At 31.8% G+C, this 20,909-nt stretch carries 19 protein-coding genes; all 19 read left to right on the top strand.

Going from position 1 to position 20,909, the window contains the following annotated elements; genetic code table 11:
• Positions 1–3: 3 nt before the first annotated feature.
• The 19 genes from I6I93_RS00635 to I6I93_RS00545 all read left to right on the top strand — a co-directional run bounded on the left by I6I93_RS00635 (position 4) and on the right by I6I93_RS00545 (position 20,804).
• Positions 4–1,122 carry a SpoIID/LytB domain-containing protein gene (locus I6I93_RS00635; RefSeq protein WP_112890591.1) on the top strand — a complete coding sequence of 373 codons (1,119 nt, stop codon included), beginning with the start codon at positions 4–6 and terminating at the stop codon, positions 1,120–1,122.
• 13 nt (positions 1,123–1,135) lie between these two features.
• Positions 1,136–2,155, top strand: coding sequence for a tRNA preQ1(34) S-adenosylmethionine ribosyltransferase-isomerase QueA (gene queA, locus I6I93_RS00630; RefSeq protein ID WP_112890347.1), 1,020 nt, complete (start codon positions 1,136–1,138; stop codon positions 2,153–2,155).
• 5 nt (positions 2,156–2,160) lie between these two features.
• On the top strand, positions 2,161–3,279 hold the full coding sequence (gene tgt, locus I6I93_RS00625; protein WP_112890346.1) for a tRNA guanosine(34) transglycosylase Tgt: 1,119 nt from the start codon (positions 2,161–2,163) through the stop codon (positions 3,277–3,279).
• Between the two features lie 74 nt (positions 3,280–3,353).
• Entirely contained in the window at positions 3,354–3,653 is a 300-nt protein-coding gene (gene yajC / locus I6I93_RS00620) for a preprotein translocase subunit YajC (RefSeq protein ID WP_112890345.1), read from the top strand.
• An 8-nt stretch (positions 3,654–3,661) separates the two neighbouring features.
• Complete coding sequence (gene scfA / locus I6I93_RS00615) at positions 3,662–3,808, top strand: six-cysteine ranthipeptide SCIFF (protein WP_070701623.1); 147 nt, start codon at positions 3,662–3,664, stop codon at positions 3,806–3,808.
• 52 nt (positions 3,809–3,860) lie between these two features.
• The gene (gene scfB / locus I6I93_RS00610; protein ID WP_112890344.1) at positions 3,861–5,213 is read left to right on the top strand and encodes a thioether cross-link-forming SCIFF peptide maturase; all 1,353 of its coding nucleotides are present in this window, start codon (positions 3,861–3,863) and stop codon (positions 5,211–5,213) included.
• A gap of 113 nt (positions 5,214–5,326) precedes the next feature.
• The gene (gene recJ / locus I6I93_RS00605; RefSeq protein ID WP_112890343.1) at positions 5,327–7,117 is read left to right on the top strand and encodes a single-stranded-DNA-specific exonuclease RecJ; all 1,791 of its coding nucleotides are present in this window, start codon (positions 5,327–5,329) and stop codon (positions 7,115–7,117) included.
• A complete protein-coding gene (locus tag I6I93_RS00600; RefSeq protein WP_112890342.1) occupies positions 7,101–9,248 on the top strand; it encodes a RelA/SpoT family protein in 2,148 nt (715 codons plus the stop codon). The genes recJ and I6I93_RS00600 overlap by 17 nt, the downstream gene beginning before the upstream one ends.
• 4 nt (positions 9,249–9,252) lie before the next feature.
• Positions 9,253–9,702, top strand: coding sequence for a D-aminoacyl-tRNA deacylase (gene dtd / locus I6I93_RS00595; protein WP_112890341.1), 450 nt, complete (start codon positions 9,253–9,255; stop codon positions 9,700–9,702).
• 8 nt (positions 9,703–9,710) lie between these two features.
• Positions 9,711–10,337 (top strand): MBL fold metallo-hydrolase, encoded by a 627-nt coding sequence (locus I6I93_RS00590; protein ID WP_112890340.1) that lies wholly within the window; start codon positions 9,711–9,713, stop codon positions 10,335–10,337.
• Positions 10,334–11,662 (top strand): coproporphyrinogen dehydrogenase HemZ, encoded by a 1,329-nt coding sequence (gene hemZ, locus I6I93_RS00585; RefSeq protein ID WP_112890339.1) that lies wholly within the window; start codon positions 10,334–10,336, stop codon positions 11,660–11,662. The genes I6I93_RS00590 and hemZ overlap by 4 nt, the downstream gene beginning before the upstream one ends.
• A 2-nt stretch (positions 11,663–11,664) precedes the next feature.
• Positions 11,665–13,200, top strand: coding sequence for a Mur ligase family protein (locus tag I6I93_RS00580; RefSeq protein WP_112890338.1), 1,536 nt, complete (start codon positions 11,665–11,667; stop codon positions 13,198–13,200).
• A gap of 143 nt (positions 13,201–13,343) precedes the next feature.
• The gene (gene aspS, locus I6I93_RS00575; protein ID WP_112890337.1) at positions 13,344–15,119 is read left to right on the top strand and encodes an aspartate--tRNA ligase; all 1,776 of its coding nucleotides are present in this window, start codon (positions 13,344–13,346) and stop codon (positions 15,117–15,119) included.
• A gap of 14 nt (positions 15,120–15,133) precedes the next feature.
• Complete coding sequence (locus tag I6I93_RS00570) at positions 15,134–15,556, top strand: SoxR reducing system RseC family protein (RefSeq protein WP_112890336.1); 423 nt, start codon at positions 15,134–15,136, stop codon at positions 15,554–15,556.
• A 7-nt stretch (positions 15,557–15,563) separates the two neighbouring features.
• Positions 15,564–16,382: a hypothetical protein gene (locus tag I6I93_RS00565; protein ID WP_112890335.1), complete on the top strand. Its 819-nt coding sequence runs from the start codon at positions 15,564–15,566 to the stop codon at positions 16,380–16,382.
• Positions 16,375–17,337 (top strand): hypothetical protein, encoded by a 963-nt coding sequence (locus tag I6I93_RS00560; RefSeq protein WP_112890334.1) that lies wholly within the window; start codon positions 16,375–16,377, stop codon positions 17,335–17,337. The genes I6I93_RS00565 and I6I93_RS00560 overlap by 8 nt, the downstream gene beginning before the upstream one ends.
• Positions 17,338–17,355: 18 nt before the next feature.
• Positions 17,356–18,507 carry a TraB/GumN family protein gene (locus I6I93_RS00555; protein ID WP_112890333.1) on the top strand — a complete coding sequence of 384 codons (1,152 nt, stop codon included), beginning with the start codon at positions 17,356–17,358 and terminating at the stop codon, positions 18,505–18,507.
• Positions 18,508–18,712: 205 nt separating this feature from the next.
• The gene (locus I6I93_RS00550; protein WP_070701648.1) at positions 18,713–19,384 is read left to right on the top strand and encodes a response regulator transcription factor; all 672 of its coding nucleotides are present in this window, start codon (positions 18,713–18,715) and stop codon (positions 19,382–19,384) included.
• Positions 19,368–20,804, top strand: coding sequence for an ATP-binding protein (locus I6I93_RS00545; RefSeq protein WP_112890332.1), 1,437 nt, complete (start codon positions 19,368–19,370; stop codon positions 20,802–20,804). Before I6I93_RS00550 ends, I6I93_RS00545 begins: the two co-directional genes overlap by 17 nt.
• Positions 20,805–20,909 lie beyond the last annotated feature (105 nt).

Genomic DNA, 20,909 nt, shown 5'->3' with positions numbered 1-20,909 from the left:
AAAATGAAAAAAATATTATTGTTAGCTATATTTTTGGTTTTACTGCCATTAAATATATTTGCTAAGGAAGATTATGACAAGATTGATATTAAGGTTGGAAAATCCCTTTCAGCCGGTGAAAGTTTAAAAGTAAAGTCCAAATCAAATTTAAAAGTTGTTACTTCCGATGAACAAGTTATTAATAATACAAATAACAAGGAAATAAACATTAAATTCGACGGGAAAAATATTAATCTAAATGGAAAAAATTTCAATTTAAATAATTTTCCTCAAAATGGAGCTTTTTTAATTTCTTCTGATTCTCCAATTTATGTAGATAAAATCAAGAGAAACTATGGAGGAGCAATTTCCTTTAGAGTCAATAATAAAAAGCTAGACATAGTGAATAGAGTTGATATGGATGAGTATTTAAAAGGAGTTCTTCCAAAAGAAATGAGTCCAAGCTTCCCTATGGAATCATTAAAGGCTCAAGCTCTTTGTTCAAGATCTTTTGCCATAAATAACTACAATAAGTTTATTAAAAATGGTTATAATCTTGACGATACTACAAGATCTCAAGTTTATTATGGAAAAGATGTTGAAGAAAAAACAACAAACAAAGCTGTAGAAGAAACCGTTGGTCAAGTTATTAAATACGATGGAAAAGTTGCGGAGACTATCTTCTGTGCTTCTTCTGGTGGATATACAGTTGCATCATCTGAAGCTTGGGGCGGAAATAGTGTTCCATACCTAATTTCTAAGGAAGATCCCTACTCAGTTCACCCATGGAAGTATGAACTAAAAAATAGCGACTTAAAGAAATTGAATTTATCTGACGTATTTAGCGTTAGTCTTGACTATAATAATTCAAATAGAGTAAATAATTTAACTTTCTCTACATCTAAAGGAGATGTAAAAATAAAAGCCACTGATTTTAGGAATAAAATTGGCAACACAATTATTAAGTCCACCCTATTTGATGTAAATGTAATTGGAAACAAAGTATTTGTTAGTGGCAAGGGTTACGGTCATGGTGTTGGCATGAGTCAATACGGTGCTGTTGAAATGGCCAAAAAAGGAAGTAATTATAAGGATATCATTGAATTTTATTTCCCAGGAACAAATATTGAAAAAATAAAATAATAGAAAGGCAAAAATGAAAACAAAAGATTTTTATTACGACTTACCCAAGGAATTAATAGCACAATACCCTGAAGAAAAAAGAGACCATTCCAGACTTCTTGTTTTAGACAAAGAAAGTGGAAAAATGGAACACAAACACTTTTATGACATCATAGATTATCTCAATGAGGGTGATTTGTTGGTATTAAACGACACCAAGGTAATGCCTGCAAGAATTTATGGACACAGAGAAGGAAAAGAAGAGAAAATTGAATTTCTTCTTTTAAATAGAAAAGATGATGTTTGGGAATGTCTATCTAAGCCTGGAAAGAAGGCAAAGCTTGGCACAAAAATTATTTTTAGCGACAAGTTAAGTGCAGAAGTAGTAGATATTTCCGAAGATGGATCTAGGTTTTTAAAATTTGAATATGATGGAATATTTGAAGAAATATTAGATGAACTTGGGGAAATGCCCCTACCTCCATATATAACAGAAAAGTTAGAGGATAAAAATAGGTATCAAACAGTTTATGCAAGAGAAGAAGGTTCAGCGGCTGCACCAACTGCAGGACTTCACTTTACTAAGGACTTGCTACAAAAAATAAAAGATAAGGGTATTGAAATTTGTTACATTACTCTTCATGTAGGTTTAGGAACCTTTAGACCAGTAAAAGTAGAAAATGTTGATGAACATGAAATGCATTCAGAATTTTATGTTATGACTAAGGAAGTTGCAGATAAGATTAATGCAGCTAAAGATAGGGGAAATAGGGTTATTGCAGTTGGCACAACAAGTGTTAGAACTGTTGAATCGATTGCCGATGATAATGGACGAGTTTGTGAAAAAAGTGGATTTACAAATATATTTATTTATCCACCTTATAAGTTTAAATGCGTAGATGCTCTTATAACAAACTTTCACTTACCAGAATCCACTCTATTAATGTTGGTTTCATCCCTATCAAGCAGAGAAATTATTTTAAAGGCATATGAAGAAGCTGTTAAAGAAAGATATAGGTTTTTCAGTTTTGGTGATGCCATGTTTATAAGGTAGGTTTTATGTTTAAATTTGATTTATTAAAAACATCCAAGGATTCAAAAGCGAGGCTTGGAAAAATAACTACAAATCACGGAGAAATTGAAACTCCAATCTTCATGCCAGTGGGGACAAGAGCAACAGTTAAGACAATGACACCTGATGAGCTTAAAGGTATAGGGGCACAAATAATATTATCCAACACCTATCATTTATTTTTAAGACCAGGTACTGAAATTATAGAAAAAGCTGGCGGCCTTCACAAGTTTATGAATTGGGACAAGCCAATTCTTACTGACTCTGGAGGATTCCAAGTTTTTTCTCTATCAGATAATAGAAAGATAACTGAAGAGGGTGTTCATTTTAGGAGTCATATTGACGGAAGCAAGATGTTTATATCTCCAGAAAAATCTATTGATATACAAAATATCTTAGGCTCAGATATTATCATGGCTTTTGATGAATGTGCACCTTATCCAGCAAGTCATGAATATATTGATCATTCAATGAGAAGAACTCTTAGGTGGGCCCAGAGGTGTAAAGACTATCACAAGAATGTAGATAATCAAACTCTTTTTGGAATCATTCAAGGTGGGATGTATAAGGACTTAAGAGAAATTTCTGCAAAAGAAATGGTTGATATGGACTTTAAGGGTTATTCTATTGGTGGACTTTCTGTTGGTGAACCAATTGATTTAATGACAGAAATTCTAGATTACACAACTGACTTTATGCCAGAAAATAAACCTAGATACCTAATGGGAGTCGGAAGTCCAGACTACTTATTCGAAGCAGTTGAAAGAGGAGTGGACATGGCAGACTGTGTTCTTCCTACAAGAATTGCGAGAAATGGAACTGTCCTTACTCATCAGGGAAGAATTCCAATTAAGAATGCAGTTTACAAAGAAGATTTCTCTAGGCTTGATGATGAATGTGACTGCTACACTTGTAGAAACTTTTCTAAAGCTTATCTTAGACACTTATTCAATGTAGACGAGATTCTTGGTATGAGACTTGCAACAATTCACAATCTTTACTTCTTAATTGATATGATGGAAAATATTAGAGAATCAATTAGGGGAGATTACTTCTTAGAATATAAAAGAGATTTTTACAAGAAGTATGGTTATAAGCAAGACTAAAAATATATTCTTGTTAAGTTATTGGATTAAATGTATAATATAATTATCAATTACTAAAAAGAAAGGGGTTAATAATGGATCAAAACGCAATGTTAAACTTTATTCCTTTAATATTGATGTTTGTTGTTTTTTATTTTTTCATAATAAGACCACAAAAGAAAAAAGCAAATGAAATAAATGAAATGCGTGAAAACTTAAAGGTTGGAGATAAAATAATAACAATTGGCGGTATTATTGGAAAAATTATCCTTGTAAAGGAAGATTACTTAGTTATCGAAACCTCAACTGACAACACAAAGATTGAAGTCATGAAGTGGGGAGTTAATGGTACTTATAAAAAGAACGCAGATCTAAAAGACGCTGAAGAAGAATAGGAGATATTATGAAACACATTAAAACACTTACACAAAAAAATCTTAAGAAAACTTACGAAAAAGGCGGATGTGGCGAATGTCAAACATCTTGTCAATCAGCTTGCAAAACTAGCTGCACAGTTGGAAACCAAAAATGTGAAAATACTGAAAACTAAGGCAAGGGAAACCTTGCTTTTATTTTGTTAGGGGTTAAGTAAAGGAGAAAAGATGGAAGAAAGAATTCATAAATTTTATTTAAATGATAGATATATTGTCCTTGATATAGCAAGTGGATCAGTTCATGTTGTAGAAAAAATTGTATACGAGATGATTGATGACTATGAAAAATTATCAAAAGATGAAGTCATAGAAAAATTTTCAAAACTTTATAATGAAGAAGATGCTAGAGAAGCTTATGAAGAAATAGACTACTTAACTAAGGAAGGTTTATTATTTTCTGAAGATGAACACTTTAAACTTCCTAAATACAACCCACAAAATGTTGTAAAAGCTCTTTGCCTTCACGTTGCCCATGATTGTAACCTAAGATGTAAGTATTGCTTTGCATCTCAAGGTGACTTCAAGGGTGATAGAAGTCTTATGACTTTTGAAACTGGTAAGAAGGCATTGGACTTCTTATTACAAAATTCTGCTAACAGAAGTAATCTAGAAGTTGATTTCTTTGGCGGGGAACCTCTAATGAACTTTGACCTAGTAAAAAAACTTGTTGCTTACGGTAGAGAAGAGGAAAAGAAATACGACAAACATTTTAGATTTACAATAACGACTAATGGTGTCCTACTTGATGATGAAATCCAAGATTTTATTAATGAAAATATGGACAATGTTGTCTTATCAATCGATGGTAGAAAAGAAATCAATGATGAGATGCGTCCTACCACAAATGGAAAGGGATCTTACGATATAATTGTTCCTAAGTTTAAAGAACTTATTGATAAAAGAGGAGACAAGGACTACTTTATCAGGGGAACTTTTACAAACGAAAACTTAGACTTCTCTGAAGACTTAAAAGACTTTTACTCTCACGGATTTAAAAAGACTTCTATTGAACCAGTGGTTACTGATGAGAGAGAACCTTATGCAATAAGAGAAGAACATCTTGATAAAATCTTAAGTGAGTATGAAAAGATGTCCAAGGATTATATTGAAATTAGAAAAAAAGACAAGGACTTTTCTTTCTTCCACTTTATAATTGACCTATCACAAGGACCTTGTATAGTGAAGAGAACTGTTGGATGTGGCGCAGGTTCAGAATATGTTGCCATAACTCCACAAGGAGAAATTTATCCTTGCCACCAATTTGTTGGAGAAGAAGACTTCTTGCTTGGTAATGTTGATGAAGGAATAAAAAATACAGACCTAAGAGATACATTTAAAAACTCTAACGTTTATACAAATGAAGATTGTCCTACCTGCTGGGCAAGATATTATTGCTCAGGTGGTTGTCACGCTAACGCTTACTACAGCAACAATGACTTAAGTAAACCTTACAAGGTTGGATGTGAAATGGAAAAGAAGAGAATTGAATGTGCAATTTCAGTTCTAGCTAATGAAGAATAATAAAAATTTTGAAGAACCCCAAGAGGGTTCTTTTTTGTTGACTAAAAACCTATTTGTTTTACCTTAATGATAATTTTTGATATAATTATCTGTATATATAAAGTGGTGATTAAATGGAAAGATGGTTTATAAAAAACAAAAGTGATCCCGGCATCGATTATAAAAAATTAGGCATAAACAATGTTATTTATAAAATTTTACTCAATAGGGAAATAAATACAGAAGAAGACATTAGAGAGTTTTTGGAACCAAGTCTTTCTAACTTAAATTCACCTATTTTGTTAAAGGACATGGTCAAGGCCTCAAATATAATTTTGGGTCACTTGATGAAAAAAAATAAAATTAGAATAATTGGTGACTATGATGTTGATGGTGTGACTTCAACTTATATTCTCTATGAAGGCTTAAGGACTATTGGCGGCGATGTTTCTTACGACATACCTCATAGGGTTGAAGATGGCTATGGAATTAATAATAACTTAATAGATAGGGCCCATGAAGATGGAGTTAAGTGCATTATCACTTGTGACAATGGAATTGCCGCAAGAGATGCAGTAGATTATGCGAAGTCTCTTAATATTGACATTGTAATAACAGACCATCATGAGGTTCCAAAGATTTTAAAAGATGGAAAAGAGATTGAAGTGCTTCCAGAGGCAAGTGCTGTTATAGATCCAAAACAATATGCTTGCTCCTATCCCTTTAAGGAAATTTGTGGTGGAGTTGTTGCCTTTAAACTTATAGAATATTTATTTTTAATTAAGGGAGTGGATAAGGAAGAATTTTATGAAAAGTTCTTACCCTATGCAGCTATAGCAACAGTATGTGATGTAATGCCCCTTACCAATGAAAATAGGATTATAGTCTCAGAAGGACTTAAGCTTTTGAGGACAACCAAAGACCTTGGACTCAATGCTCTTATTGAGGCAGCAGATATAAAAAAAGATGAGATAGATGTTTATCATCTTGGATTTATAATTGGACCTACAATAAATTCTAGTGGAAGGTTAGAATCTGCCAAGGAAGCCCTTGAATTATTCTTGGAAAAAGATTATTCTTTAGCCCTTGAGAAAGCAAAGGAACTTAGGGACCTAAATTATGAAAGGCAAAGACTGACTAGTGATGCCTTTGAAATTATTGATGAGAAGATTCAAAAAGACAATTTACTGAATAAACACAAGGTATTAATAGTTTATGAAGAGGGCTTAAATGAATCAATACTTGGCATTGTGGCTGGAAAGATTAAAGAAAAATACTATAGACCAAGTGTGGTTTTAAGTAATTCCAAAGATTTGATTAAGGGATCTGGCAGAAGTATTGAAGAATATAATATGTTCCAAGAATTTTCTAAATCCAAGGGATACTTAAGTAGTTTTGGAGGCCACAAGATGGCTTGTGGACTGTCTCTGCCTCTAGAAAATCTAGATGATTTTATAAGAGATGTGGATAAAAATGAAAATCTAACTAATGAGGATTTAATAAGAAAAGTTTATATTGATGGAAACTTGGAATTAAAATATATTAGCATGAAACTTGTCAATGATATAGAGTCTCTTGCTCCCTTTGGAAATGGAAACTCTGATCCAAAGTTTGGTGCTAAAAACCTACAGATTAAGTCGCTCAATATCTTGGGGAAAAATAAAAACTTTTTAAAAATGACCTTATCTCAAGATAATATAAATTACACAGGGATATTGTTTGAAGACTCTCAAGTTTTTTTAAATAATTTAGCAAATTCCTATGGCAGGGAAGAAGTTAAGGGTCTTTTAAATGGAAGGCCATCTAATATTTTTATAGATATAGTTTTTAATCTTGATTTAAATAAGTTCAACGGCAATGTTAATATCCAACTAAAGATTAAGAGCTATCGAATCACAGGTGAGAAAAATGTTATTAATAGATGAATTAATTGAAAAAGTAAAATCCTATAATGAAAATGCAGATATAGACCTAATTATGCGTGCCTACAAAATGGCCGAAGAGAACCACAAGGGTCAAAAGAGAAATTCTGGTGAAGATTATATAATTCACCCACTAAATGTCAGCTTAATTTTAGCTGATATGAATATGGATACAGCTACTATTGTCGCTGGACTTCTTCATGATGTAGTAGAAGATACAAAAGTAACTCTTGAGGATGTAAAAAATGAATTTGGTGAAGAAATAGCCGATTTAGTTGACGGTGTTACTAAGTTAAAGAAATTAAACTACAAGAATAAAGAAGAGAAGCAAGCAGAAAACATAAGAAAAATGGTTCTTGCCATGGCAAAGGACATAAGAGTTATTATCGTTAAACTTGCCGACAGACTTCACAACATGAGAACCCTTGAGTACATGACAGATGCTAAAAAGATTGAGAAGGCAACTGAAACTGTGGAAATCTATGCTCCTATAGCAGATAGGCTTGGTATGAGTAGGATTAAGTGGGAACTTGAAGATCTTTCACTTAGGTATCTTGATGAAGAAGGTTACTATGAATTAGTAGATATGGTCAACAAGAGAAGAAACGAAAGAGAAGACTTAATCAACCATATTATAAAACTACTTGAAGACAATTTAAAAAATGTGGGAATAGAATGTGAAATAAAGGGAAGACCTAAGAATTTCTATTCAATATACAAAAAGATGAAGAAAAAGGGCAAAGTTTTTGATGAAATCTATGACCTTTCTGCAGTTAGAATCTTAACTCATTCAGTAAAAGACTGTTATGGTGCCCTAGGTGTTGTTCATACACTTTTTAAACCAATACCAGGTAGGTTTAAGGACTATATTGCCATGCCTAAACCTAACAAGTACCAATCTCTTCATACAACTGTTATTGATAACAATGGAGAAACTTTTGAGGTTCAAATTAGGACTTATGAAATGCACCAAACTGCTGAATATGGTATTGCTGCTCACTGGAAATACAAGGCAGGAGTATCTAAGGAAACAGCTTTTGATGAAAATTTAACTTGGCTAAGACAACTATTAGAATGGCAAAAAGACTTAAATGATCCAGGAGACTTCATGGATACCCTAAAGATCGACTTTTTTGCTGATGAAGTCTTTGTATTTACCCCAAGGGGAGACGTAATAAATCTTCCAGAAGGTTCAACTCCAATCGACTTTGCCTACAGGATACATTCTCAAGTGGGTAACACTTGCGTAGGTGCCAAGGTTAACGGAAGGATAGTCCCTCTCAATTATACCCTACAAAGTGGTAATATAGTCGATGTGATTACAAATCCAAACACAAGCCCATCTCTTGATTGGTTAAAGATAGTTAAGAGTCCTCAAGCACGTAAAAAAATCCAACAATATTTTAAAGTTAAAGACAAGGAAAAGAATATTGAAAGAGGACGAGATGCCATTGAAAGAGAAGTAAAGAAACTTGGCTACGAAACTCACAAGATCTTACGTGACGATTGGCTAGAAGAAGTTAAAGAAAAGTTAAATATGCTTAGTCTTGACGAGATGTATGCAGCTGTTGGTTTTGGAACTATAACTACTGCACAAGTTACTGCTAAGCTACAAGACATTTATAACAAGCATTACAAAAAAGATGATAAAGCCATAGAAGAAATTGTTGAATCTAAAAAAAGATACAACAATCAAGGTATAGAAGTCAAGGGCGTTGACGGTGTAAATGTTAGGATTGCAAAATGTTGTACACCTGTTCCAGGAGACGAAATTGTTGGATATATAACTATAGGAAGAGGGATTTCTGTTCACAGAAAGGACTGCAAAAATCTACAAAACAATGTAGATCCAGAAAGACTTGTAGAAGTTAAATGGGAAAATTCTAACTCTACTAGCTATAGTACATCTATTGAAATTAGGGCCTTTGATAAACCAAATGTTATTCCAGACATTGCAAGTAGGGTCAATGATTCAAGGCTTAGTATGTCCTATTTAAATGCTAAGGTTGTAAAAAATGGAGACGCTGTAATTGATATAACAGTTGAAATAACAGACAGTGAAGAATTAGAAAGACTAATGGAAAAACTAAAAAGGATTAACAATGTCCTTGAAGTTTATAGGATAAAGGCGTGATAAGATGCGAGGAGTAGTTCAGAGAGTAAAGAGAGCCAGTGTATCTGTTGATGATAAGATAATTTCTAAAATTGACAAGGGAATTATGCTTTTACTTGGTATTGAAGCTAATGATGACGAAAAAGATTTAGAATATATAGTAAAAAAAGTTAGCAAACTTAGAATCTTTGATGATGAAGATGGAATCATGAACAAGTCTCTTCTTGATTATGATCTAGAAATTTTAGTGGTGAGTCAATTTACCCTCTATGGAGATGCAAGAAAAGGCAACAGACCATCATATATAAGGTCAGCTAAATTCGATGAGGGAATAATCCTTTATGAGAAATTCATAGAAGAAATGAAGAATTTAGGAATTAAAGTTTCTGTTGGAGAATATGGTGCTGACATGGACGTTGAACTTATAAATGATGGACCAGTTACTATTTTATTAGATTCAAGTAAGGAATTTTAGGTGAAATAATGGAATATAAAATTATTAAATTAGTTGTTGGACAATTACAAGAAAATTGTTTTATTTTATTTGATGAAAACAAGGATGCTTTTGTAGTTGACCCAGGTGGATCAAGTGAAAATATAATAGAAACTATTGAAAAAAATTCTTTGAATATAAAATATATTTTACTAACTCATGGTCATTTTGATCATGTAGGCGCAGTTGCAGCCCTTGTAAAAAAATACAAGGCACCAGTTTATCTTTCAAAAGAAGATAGGGCCTTTTTAGAAAGCCCCAAGGAAGTTAGAGCTTCTGCCTTTGGAATGCAAATTGAAGCAGCTGAAGTAGATGTCTTTGTAAAAGAAGGAGATGAAATTCCTTTCTCAGAAAGTAATATTAAAGTAATTGAGACACCAGGTCACACTCTTGGATCTGTTTGCTATTTATTTGAAAACTATTTATTTGCAGGAGATACACTGTTTAATGGATCCATTGGAAGGACTGATTTCCCAGAATCTGACCACTCCTTAATGGTAGAGTCCTTAAAGAAACTAAAAAAACTTGATGATGAGATTTATGTCCTATCAGGTCATGGTCCTGAATCACAAATCTCCTATGAGAAGATGGCAAACCCATATCTTAGACAGTTATGATTAAGATAGAAAACGAAAGTGAAGCTTTAAGAAAATCTATTTTTGAATTTTTTAGGATGAAGCTTCCAAAAACTTATAAAGATTTAAACTTTAACATTAAAATAAAAATAGAAAATCAAATTATTTTTATTAGTATCTTTGGAGAAAATATAAATACTAGTGGAATGATCAGGCGCCAAGATGAGAAGGCTCATTTTACAATTAAAAGATATTTATTTGATTTATTTTTTGAAGAAGAAAATTTTGATTCAAGCTTTGGAATCCTAACTGGAGTGAGGCCCTTAAAACTTCTAGCAAAAGTTTTTGAGGGCTCTTCCTATGATGAGTCCATGAAAATTTTGTGGGATAGGTACAGGATAGGAAGAGATGAGGGAGATTTTTTGTATAAAATATATAAAAATCAAGAGGAGATTAGGTTTAGCTCTAATATAGACAAATATAATGTCTATGTTCATATTCCCTTTTGTCCATCAAGGTGTCTTTATTGTTCCTTTGATACAACAATAGAGAATAAAGAAAAGATGGATCTCTATACAAAGAATTTAGTTGAGGATATAAATTCTTATAAATTTAATTTTTCTGGAGAAGCAAATTCTATTTACATTGGCGGAGGAACTCCAACGTCAATTGGACTAGATAATCTAGGAAAAATAATTGATTCTATAAATAATAAGTTTGGTCTTACAAGAGAATTTACTGTTGAGTGTGGACGAATTGACAGCCTCAGCCTTGAAATGTTAAAGATGCTTAAGGACAAGGGTGTCAATAGGATTTCTCTTAATCCTCAAACCTTTAACGAAGATGTGATAAATAAATTAAATAGGGTTTCAAATAAAGATTTTGAATTTTGGTTTAAAGCAGCAAGAGAGCTTGGATTTGAAATAATTAATATGGATTTGATTATGGGACTTCCTGGAGAAAATAAAGAAAGTATATTATCTTCAATAGAAAGAGCAATTGAGTTTTCTCCTGAAAATATCACAATCCACACCCTAGCCCTAAAAAATGGTTCCAAACTTTTTGAAAATTCATACCACAATGAAGAAGACTTTGGAAATCTTTTGGAAGAATCAAAAAAATTATTAATAGAAAATAATTATGAGCCCTATTATCTTTATAGGCAGAAAAAATCTGTAATATCATCAGAAAATATTGGCTATGCAAAAAAAGACCACTCATCAATTTATAATATTGTGATGATGGAAGAACTTGAAAATATTATTGGTTTTGGTCTAGGAGCCAGCACAAAGATTTTAAATAAAGATGGAAAGTTTGAGAGAAATTTAAATTCTAAAAACCTTGAAGACTTTTTAAGGAGAAGATAATTTTGAAATTAGGAAAAATTTTAAATAACTTAGACATTGTTGATGCAAACTATGAAATAGATAAAGAAACGGAAATAAAAAATATCGCCTTTCACACAGACGATGTAGTCGAAGGCGGTATTTTTGTTGCCATAAAGGGTTATGTCACAGATGGACATAAATTTATAAAAAAAGCAAAAGAAATGGGAGCAGAAATTGCTGTAGTTGAAGATTATTCTGATGAAGAGATTAAACAAATAAGAGTAAAAAATTCTAGGATTGCTCTTGCAGATATGGCCACAAATTTTTATGAAGATCCATCAAAAGATATGAAAGTAATTGGTATCACTGCAACTAATGGTAAGACAACTACTGCTTTTATGGTTGATTCAATATTAGAAGAAGATGAGAGAAAAACTGGAATGATAGGCACAGTTTTAACAAGATATGATGATGTTATGATTCCCTCTGTACTCACAACTCCAGAATCCTTAACTCTTCAGTCTTACTTTAGGGATATGAAGGATAGTGGCGTAACTGATGTGACAATGGAAGTCTCATCATCTGCCCAAGAACTGTATAGAAATAAGAACATTGATTTTGACATAGTGACTTTTAACAATCTTGGTAGAGAACACATTGATCAACATGGAAGTTTTGATAATTATTTTAGGTTTAAATCAAGACTTATTAGACATGCAAAAGAAGATGCACTTGCAATTTTAAATTCAGATGATGAAAAAATTTATTCTTTGAAAGACAAGACGAAAGCACAAGTCCTTAGCTTTTCACTAGAAAATAATGAAGCTGATTTTGGAATTCAAGACCTTGACCTTTCAACAGGCAAGGGGAAATTTGTTTTTACAATTAATAGGGATATAAGAATAAAAGATTTTATCTTAGAAAAATCTGAATTTGAAATTGAACTGGGATCAGTTGGTTATTCATCAGTGATGAATTCTATTGTTGCAATAATAGTTGCCCTATGTCTTGAAATTAATATAGAAATTATTAAAAAAGCCTTAAAAGATTTTAAAGGAGTGGAGAGAAGATTTGAATTAATCTTTGACGAAGAATTTAAAATCTTAGACGACCACTTTGCCAATGAAAAAAACATTGATGCAACAATGGAAACTTTAAAGGAAATGGACTATAAAAATCTAAACATCCTTTATGCAATTAGGGGCAAAAGAGGGGTTGAAGTAAATCGTGAAATTACAGAAAGACTAGTCAAGTGGATAAAGATTTTAAAACCTAAAAGTATTTCAGCGACTTTGTCAATAGATACTGTCAAGGAAAAGGACAGGGTCACTGATGAAGAACTAAAAGTTTTTAAAGATATTTTAGAAAAAAATAATATTGAGTGTAAAATTTACGAGACTTTAGAAGAATCAGTCAATGAATCAATTGACTTGTTAGAAAATGATGATGTCTTACTCCTTGCAGGCTGCCAAGGAATGGATAAGGGAGCAGGCTTTGTAAAAGAAAAACTTTTGAGAGAAAATAAGGTTAAAGACATAGAAGGTTTTTCTCATAGAATAGACAAGAGAATCTGTTAAAGTTGAATTTTTAAAGGCCTTGTTTTATAATTAAAATAGAATTTTATGGTAAAAAACTATATTAAAGGCTAATCGATTATAAAAATATTAAGGAATAAGCTCCAAACCATTTGAGGCTTGGAGTTTAATTTTTAGGAGGAAATATGGCTGAAAAAATGGGAAATCTCAAAAGAACAAATTATTGTAATGAGATTTCAGAAGATATGATTTCAAAAGAAGTTACCCTAATGGGTTGGGTGGCAAAACAAAGGTCACTTGGATCTATAGTTTTTGTTGATTTAAGAGATAGAAGTGGAATTGCACAAATTGTTTTCGATGATACTTCATCAGATGAACTTTTGGAAAAGGCATCTCACCTTCGTGGAGAATTTGTAATTGCTGTAAAGGGACAAGTTCGTATGAGATCTTCAATTAACGAAGAATTAGAAACTGGTAGGGTTGAAGTCTTAGCAACAGAACTTAAAATCTTAAGTGAATCAGAAGTTCCACCTATTTATGTTAAGGACAATGATAATGTTTCTGAAAACATGAGACTTAAATATAGGACTCTTGATTTAAGAAAGCCAAGTATGCAAAAAAATCTCATGATTCGTTCACAGATTTATAAGATTACTCGTGACTTCTTTTATGAAAACGGATTTATAGAAGTTGAAACTCCTATGCTAACTAAGCCAACTCCTGAAGGAGCAAGGGACTACCTAGTTCCTAGTAGGGTTAATCCTGGAGAATTTTATGCCCTTCCTCAATCACCACAACTAATGAAACAGTTACTTATGGTGGCAGGACTTGATAGATATATTCAAATTACAAAATGCTTTAGAGACGAAGACCTAAGGGCCAATAGACAACCTGAGTTTACTCAAATTGACATGGAACTTAGCTTTGTAGATGAAGAAGATGTAATGAGTCTTAACGAAAGATATCTTCAAAAATTATTCAAAGAAGTAATTAATAAGGACATTGAACTTCCAATTAAAAGAATGAAATACTCTGAAGCAATGGATAGGTTTGGAGTAGATAAACCAGACTTAAGATTTGGTATGGAACTAAAGGATATCTCTGAAATAGTAAAAGATTGTGGCTTTAAGGTTTTTGAAGGAAACACTGAAAAGGGCAAAAGCGTTAGAGGAATTAAAGTTGATGGTGGAAGTGACTTCTACTCTAAGAAGCAAGTTAAAAAATTAGAATCCTTTGTAAAGGACTTTAAGGCTATGGGACTTTCTTGGATAAGAGTTGATGATGAAATTGATTCACCAGTTTCTAAATTCATTTCAGAAGAAAAAATACAAGAAATTATTTCTGCCTTTGATGCAAAAAAAGGAGATTTAGTTTTAATCCTAGCTGATAAAAACTCTGTAGTATTTAGTGGTCTAGGTAACCTTCGTAACAAGATTGCAAGAGACATGGACCTAATAGATGAAGATGACTATAAACTTGTTTGGATAACAGAATTCCCATTATTTGAATATGATGAGGAAGAAGAGAGATATGTTGCAATGCATCATCCTTTCACAAGCCCACTAGATGAGGACGTAGATAAATTAGTAAGTGATAAGGAAAATGCTAGAGCAAAAGCCTACGACATTGTTATCAATGGCGATGAAATGGGTGGAGGAAGTATTAGGATTAACGACCCAGAGGTTCAAGAAAAAATGTTTGAAGCTCTTGGACTTTCAGAAGAAGAAGCTAAAGAAAAATTTGGTTTCCTTCTTGACGCCTTTAAATATGGAGCTCCACCACATGGAGGACTTGCATATGGTCTAGATAGACTTGTAATGTTATTTACAGGAGCTAAGAGCATAAGAGACGTTATAGCCTTCCCTAAGACTCAAGCTGCAACTTGTCTATTAACAGGTGCACCAACAGAACTTACAGAAAAACAATTAGAAGAAGTTCATATCAAGGTAATTGAAGAATAAGAAAAGGTGATTATATGGAAAGCATTGGAATTGTAAGAGCTAAAAGAGAAAACAAAATTTTTGTAGAATTTACTAGAGAAAGTGCCTGCGGAGAATCGTGCGAGGCTTGTAACGCTAAGTGTGCTGAATCAGAACAAGAGCTCTTTGAGTTTAACAATACTATTTCTGCCAAGGTTGGAGATATAGTAAAGATAAAAACCAATGACAAGTCAGTGCTTTCTTATAAATTTTTAGTTTATGGCTTGCCACTCGTTCTATTTATGTCAGCAATTACTATTTCTAATTATTTTTTCAATAAGATGGGTTTAGGAAATAAAGATGTACTTTCTTTAGTAATGGGAATTTTATCCTTTATTCTATCTTTTATTATTCTTAGAAGCATTGACAACAAAAATAGACAAATAAGTGGAGCCAGCATTCTTCTTGAAAAAATGTAGGTGAAAGATGACTAGCAAAAATTGGCAAAAGGTTCTCTATATTTTTTCTATAGTGATCCTAATTTTGTCCTCACTATTTTTTCTATATTCATTAGCTAATAAAAAATTTTCTAACAAATTAATTGCTGAAAATAAAAAGCTAATGGAAGAAATACAAGTCTTGGAAGATAAATCTAAGGATTTGGATAAGGAAATAGATAACTTAGATATAAAGTTTAATTTAAAGTCACAAGATTTTTACGAAAAATATGGCTATCAATTTGAAGCTAATAAAACTGATGAAATAAAAAACATCAAGAAAGATTATGAAGAAAAAAATAAGGCGATTAAGTCTGAAGTAAGGGAAAGACTTAAGGCCTATGGAGCTTTCTTTAATTCAAATATTTATGAAAAAGAAAATTATGACAGGGCCGTTGATGACTTCTTAACTATTAGTAGGGAAAGAAGTCTTGAAAAAAGTAAAAACCTTTATAAGGATTTAGGACTTGATGGTCTTTTTAAAGATGTAGATGGATTTGCATCTTATATATTAAATCAAAATAGCCCTTCTCATGAGTTAAATTTATTTGTATTCTATGCTTCTATATATTCTTCAAGTATCTATAATTTTATGGAAGATGAAAGGGTAAATTTATCTGAAGTCTATGTTGATCTAAATAACTTGTTAAATATTTATAGAGAGATGGAGAAAAAGTCATACAAAACAGGTGACTTGTCTTCAGAAAAACTAGGATATTTAAAAGACTTTCTCGATGAGAAAGTTTCTGAATATTACAAAAATTATGGGATTATTAAGGCCTTAGAGAAGAGTGGTAAAGATGAGTAAAAATATAAAAGCATTTTTTTCTTTTGTTTTTATTATTCTAAGTTTAATACTTTTTTATCTTGGTTTTTCAAATTTAAAAAAAATGGAGTCTTCATATTTTAATTTAACTAGGGAAAACTCTTCTTTAATAGACAAAAAAGACAAAAGTGAAGATAAGTTAAAAAACCTAAGTCAGGATATAAACTTGAAGAATACAAAACTTGAAGTCATTGAGAATGAACTAGAGAAGTTTAATGTTTTGAAAAATAAATCCGCAGAGATAGAAAGCCTAAATAAGGAATTGGAAGATTCAAAAATTTCATTTGAAGAAAATAAAAGTTTTAAGTCTTTTGAATTATCAAGAGAAAAAACAAATTCCTACCTTCCTCTTAATGGAAACTTTATAGATAAGGACTTAAGTATGGAGGACATTGAAGATAATTTATCTATTCTGCCATTTTTTATAGATTCATATTATACTTACAACTTAAATAAATCTATAGGAAAGCACAATATCAAGGCTTATGAGAATCTTGGACTTGTAGACTATTTATTAAATGGTGATAATTATTTACTTAAGTCCATTTTATTAAATGACTCTTCAAAGATTTCCAGGTTAAAGGATGAAAAAGATTCAATTTTAAAAAAAGAAGAAAATCTATTAGAAGTGTCTGAAAATATTTATGGTGTAAATACAAATTTTAGAAATAAAAATTTGACTGATGATAATTCTTCAAAAGATAAGGAAGAGAATGACAGCCAAGAAGACATATTAAATGCCCTTTGTCTTGATATTTTAAACTCATCAATTAATTATTTAAAGGGATATGAAATAATAAACGAAGATGGACTTAATAAGTTTAAAGCAAATGACAAAATACTTATGACAGAAAAAATTGAAGAAAAGAAATTAACTACAAATTATTATAGGGGTGTAGATGAAAAAGCCTACACCATAAGTGAAGAAAAAGAATAAACTCTTTTTAGGAGAAAAATGAAGGAACAATTAATTAGAATAGATTACCAAGGAAAGGAAATTATTTTAATACCTACGGCTCACGTTTCTCAAGAAAGTGTTAATTTAGTCAGGGAAACTATAAAAGAAGAAAATCCTGACTCAATTTGCATTGAGCTTGATGACCAAAGGTATAAAAATTTAAAAAATCCTGAGGCTTGGAAAAATACAAATATTATAGATATTATAAAGGAGAAGAAGGTTACGCTTTTAATTGCTAACCTCATCCTTTCATCATATCAAAAAAATATTGCAAAAAAACTAAAGACAAAACCTGGACAAGAAATGATGGAAGGTATGAAGGCTTCCGAAGAGATGGGAATTAATTTGGTCCTAGCTGATAGAAGTATCCAAACAACTTTTATGAGAATTTGGAGAAAGATGGGATTCTTTGAAAAAATAAAATTATTCTTCTCACTAATGTCTATTGATGACGATGAAGATGTGTCTGAAGAAGACCTTCAAAGATTAATCGAAAGAGACAATCTTGAGCTTGCCATAGAAGATATGGGTAAGGACTACCCTCAAATTGCAGCGACTCTTTTACATGAAAGAGATAAGTATCTTGCTTACAATATTAAAAATGCTCCAGGTAATAAAGTTGTAGCAATCCTTGGTGCTGCTCATACTCCAGGAGTTGAAGAAGAGGTCTTTAAGGACCAAGACATAGAAGAACTTGATAAGGTTCCACCAAAGTCTTTTATGGGAAAACTGCTTCCTTGGATTATACCAGCCCTAATTGTAATTTTAATTGTACTGGGCTTTAAGCAAAGTATGGATACAGGATTTTCACAAATAAAATCTTGGTTTATATTTAACTCTGTCTTTGCAGCAATCTTTACAGCCCTATGTCTTCCACATCCACTCAGTGTTTTAACAGCTTTTGTTGCTGCTCCTTTTACTTCAATCAACCCTGTACTTGCTTGTGGTTGGTTCGCAGGTTTAGTTGAAGCAAGCCTAAAGAAGCCAACAGTTGAGGACGTAAATAATATTCCAGATGATATCTTTAATATTAAGTCATGGATCCACAACAAGTTTTTGAAGGCCTTATTAGTTGTAATCCTTGCTAACCTAGGTTCATCAATTGGAACTATCATAGCTGGATCAAAAATTATTCAAAGTATAATTTAATAAAAATTTACAAGTCTGTAAGATTTTGATGTGTACATATCATCTTCTTGCAGGCTTTTTTATTTTTCATTTAATAAAAAAGATTTGCACAAAATTTTTTGCTTATTGATATAATTGAGTAAATATAAATAAATTATAAGATGAGGCTTAACAAAGTCTTCATCAAAAATTCACAAATTATTATTATAATGAAGTTGGTGATAAAATGTTTAAAATTTTAGTAGTGGATGATGAAAAAAGCATAAGAGAAGTTATAAGAACCTACGCAGAGTTTGAAGGTCACGAAGTAGTTGAAGCTGTAGATGGTCTTGATGCTATAGATAAGGTTAAAGAAGAAGACTTCGATGTAATTGTCATGGATATAATGATGCCAAGACTTGATGGCTTTTCATCCTACAAGGAAATAAAAAAGATAAAAAATATTCCTGTCTTAATGCTATCAGCAAGGAGCGAGGAATATGATAAATTATTTGGATTTGAAATTGGAATTGATGATTATGTCACAAAACCTTTTTCTCCAAAGGAATTAATGGCAAGGCTAAATGTTATTGTAAATAGAAATAACAAGGTTGAAGAAAATCAAGCCATGGAATTTGAGGGGCTAAAAATTGACTTAGATGGTCGTGTCGTTTTTGTAGATGATGAAATAGTAGACCTTACTCCAAAGGAATATGACCTCTTGGTTTACATGGTAAAAAATAAAAATATTGCCCTATCTCGTGATAAGCTCCTAAATCAAGTGTGGGGTTATGATTTTTATGGGGAAGATAGGACAGTTGATACTCATATAAAGATGCTTAGAAACTCTATAAAAGAATATAGAAAATTTATTATTACAGTAAGAGGAGTGGGATACAAGTTTGATACGAGAAATTAAAGAAGTGAAGAGGATAAAAATTGATAAAAACAGCATATTATTTAAGCTGTGGAAGTATTTTGTCTTTTTTGCTGGACTAATCTTAATTTCTATTTGGCTCTTTCAAACAGTATTTCTTTCTAGTTTTTATGAAACAATGAAAATTCGTGAAGTCACAAAGGTTGGTAACGAACTTAGGAGTGAATACAAGTCTCAAGATTTTGAAACTAAACTTTCAAACTATGCCAACACTAAGGGACTTGAGATAAAAGTTCTCGATGAAAATGGTGCTTGGGTCTTTCCCTTAAGACTTTTTGATGAGTTTGTAGAAAGACCAAGGATGATTTGGGAAAATTTTGATAAATTTTTTGGATCCTTAAGTAGAGACAATAGAACTTATAAAATTTATACAGTTAGGTATGAAAATCTTAAGGACCCATCAATAATTTATGCAGGCTATCTTGGAAAAACTGATGGAGAAGACTATTACCTCTATATAAATTCAGTTTTGAAGCCAGTGGATGCAACAGTTGATGTAATTAGAAGGATTCTTATAATAATTTCTTTCTTGTCACTGATTTTTGCATCCATCACAGCATATTTTGTATCGAAAAGACTTTCAAGACCTCTTGTTAGGATGTCAAATACTGCCAAGGAGCTTGCCAAGGGTGACTACAAGGTTCAATTTAGGAAGGGCGAATACACAGAAATTGACGATTTGTCCAATACTCTTAACTATGCAAAAAATGAACTTACAAAGACAATAGAAATGAGAAAAGATCTTGTGGCCAATGTCAGTCATGACTTAAAGACCCCTTTGACAGTTATAAAGTCCTACGGTGAAATGATTAGAGATATATCAGGTTCCAACGAAGTCTTGAGAAACAAACACTTGGAGACAATAATTAGTGAGGCCGACAAGCTAACAGCTCTTGTAAATGACTTGTTAGACTTGTCAAAGATCGAATCTAACTTGGAAGAGATAAAGAAAGAGGAATATGATCTTAGAGAATCTGTGGAAGAAGTCCTGGATAGGTTTAAGATTAATAAGGATTTTGCAAAATACAAATTTACTATTGAGGCTTCTGGAGATACAAGAATTTTAGCTGATAGGTCTAAAATAAACAGGGTAATTTATAATTTAATTAACAATGCCATAAATTATTCACCAGTCAATAAGGAAATAAAATTAGTCATAAAGGGCGACGAAAATAAAACTGAATTTCACTGTATTGATAGGGGAATAGGAATTAGCGAAGAAGATGTAAAGGGAATATGGGATAGGTTCTATAGGGTTCGTGACAACCACACAAGACCTGAAATAGGAACTGGTCTTGGACTTTATATTGTGAAGACAATAATGGAGCTTCATGGATTTGATTATGGAGTTCATTCAAAATTAGGACAAGGATCTGATTTTTATTTCATTGGAAGAAAATAATTTTATAAAAAGATTTAATCGACTAGAGATAGTCGATTTTTTTTGTGCAAAAATTTATTTTTTGCAATTAATTATAAATTTACTTTTAAGATTGATTATTAAAAA

It is taken from the genome of Peptoniphilus harei, from assembly GCF_016726485.1.
Classification (GTDB): domain Bacteria; phylum Bacillota; class Clostridia; order Tissierellales; family Peptoniphilaceae; genus Peptoniphilus_A; species Peptoniphilus_A harei.
This window is presented reverse-complemented; position numbering and strand designations above follow the sequence as displayed.

What these genes read in the sequence shown, in the direction of transcription:
- scfB (WP_112890344.1), top strand. Translation starts at nt 3,861, where the DNA reads ATGGAAGAAAGAATTCATAAATTTTATTTAAATGATAGATATATTGTC.
- I6I93_RS00565 (WP_112890335.1), top strand. Translation starts at nt 15,564, where the DNA reads ATGACTAGCAAAAATTGGCAAAAGGTTCTCTATATTTTTTCTATAGTG.
- queA (WP_112890347.1), top strand. Translation starts at nt 1,136, where the DNA reads ATGAAAACAAAAGATTTTTATTACGACTTACCCAAGGAATTAATAGCA.
- I6I93_RS00600 (WP_112890342.1), top strand. Translation starts at nt 7,101, where the DNA reads ATGTTATTAATAGATGAATTAATTGAAAAAGTAAAATCCTATAATGAA.
- tgt (WP_112890346.1), top strand. Translation starts at nt 2,161, where the DNA reads ATGTTTAAATTTGATTTATTAAAAACATCCAAGGATTCAAAAGCGAGG.
- scfA (WP_070701623.1), top strand. Translation starts at nt 3,662, where the DNA reads ATGAAACACATTAAAACACTTACACAAAAAAATCTTAAGAAAACTTAC.
- I6I93_RS00570 (WP_112890336.1), top strand. Translation starts at nt 15,134, where the DNA reads ATGGAAAGCATTGGAATTGTAAGAGCTAAAAGAGAAAACAAAATTTTT.
- yajC (WP_112890345.1), top strand. Translation starts at nt 3,354, where the DNA reads ATGGATCAAAACGCAATGTTAAACTTTATTCCTTTAATATTGATGTTT.
- I6I93_RS00555 (WP_112890333.1), top strand. Translation starts at nt 17,356, where the DNA reads ATGAAGGAACAATTAATTAGAATAGATTACCAAGGAAAGGAAATTATT.
- hemZ (WP_112890339.1), top strand. Translation starts at nt 10,334, where the DNA reads ATGATTAAGATAGAAAACGAAAGTGAAGCTTTAAGAAAATCTATTTTT.
- I6I93_RS00635 (WP_112890591.1), top strand. Translation starts at nt 4, where the DNA reads ATGAAAAAAATATTATTGTTAGCTATATTTTTGGTTTTACTGCCATTA.
- recJ (WP_112890343.1), top strand. Translation starts at nt 5,327, where the DNA reads ATGGAAAGATGGTTTATAAAAAACAAAAGTGATCCCGGCATCGATTAT.
- I6I93_RS00590 (WP_112890340.1), top strand. Translation starts at nt 9,711, where the DNA reads ATGGAATATAAAATTATTAAATTAGTTGTTGGACAATTACAAGAAAAT.
- aspS (WP_112890337.1), top strand. Translation starts at nt 13,344, where the DNA reads ATGGCTGAAAAAATGGGAAATCTCAAAAGAACAAATTATTGTAATGAG.
- I6I93_RS00550 (WP_070701648.1), top strand. Translation starts at nt 18,713, where the DNA reads ATGTTTAAAATTTTAGTAGTGGATGATGAAAAAAGCATAAGAGAAGTT.
- dtd (WP_112890341.1), top strand. Translation starts at nt 9,253, where the DNA reads ATGCGAGGAGTAGTTCAGAGAGTAAAGAGAGCCAGTGTATCTGTTGAT.
- I6I93_RS00560 (WP_112890334.1), top strand. Translation starts at nt 16,375, where the DNA reads ATGAGTAAAAATATAAAAGCATTTTTTTCTTTTGTTTTTATTATTCTA.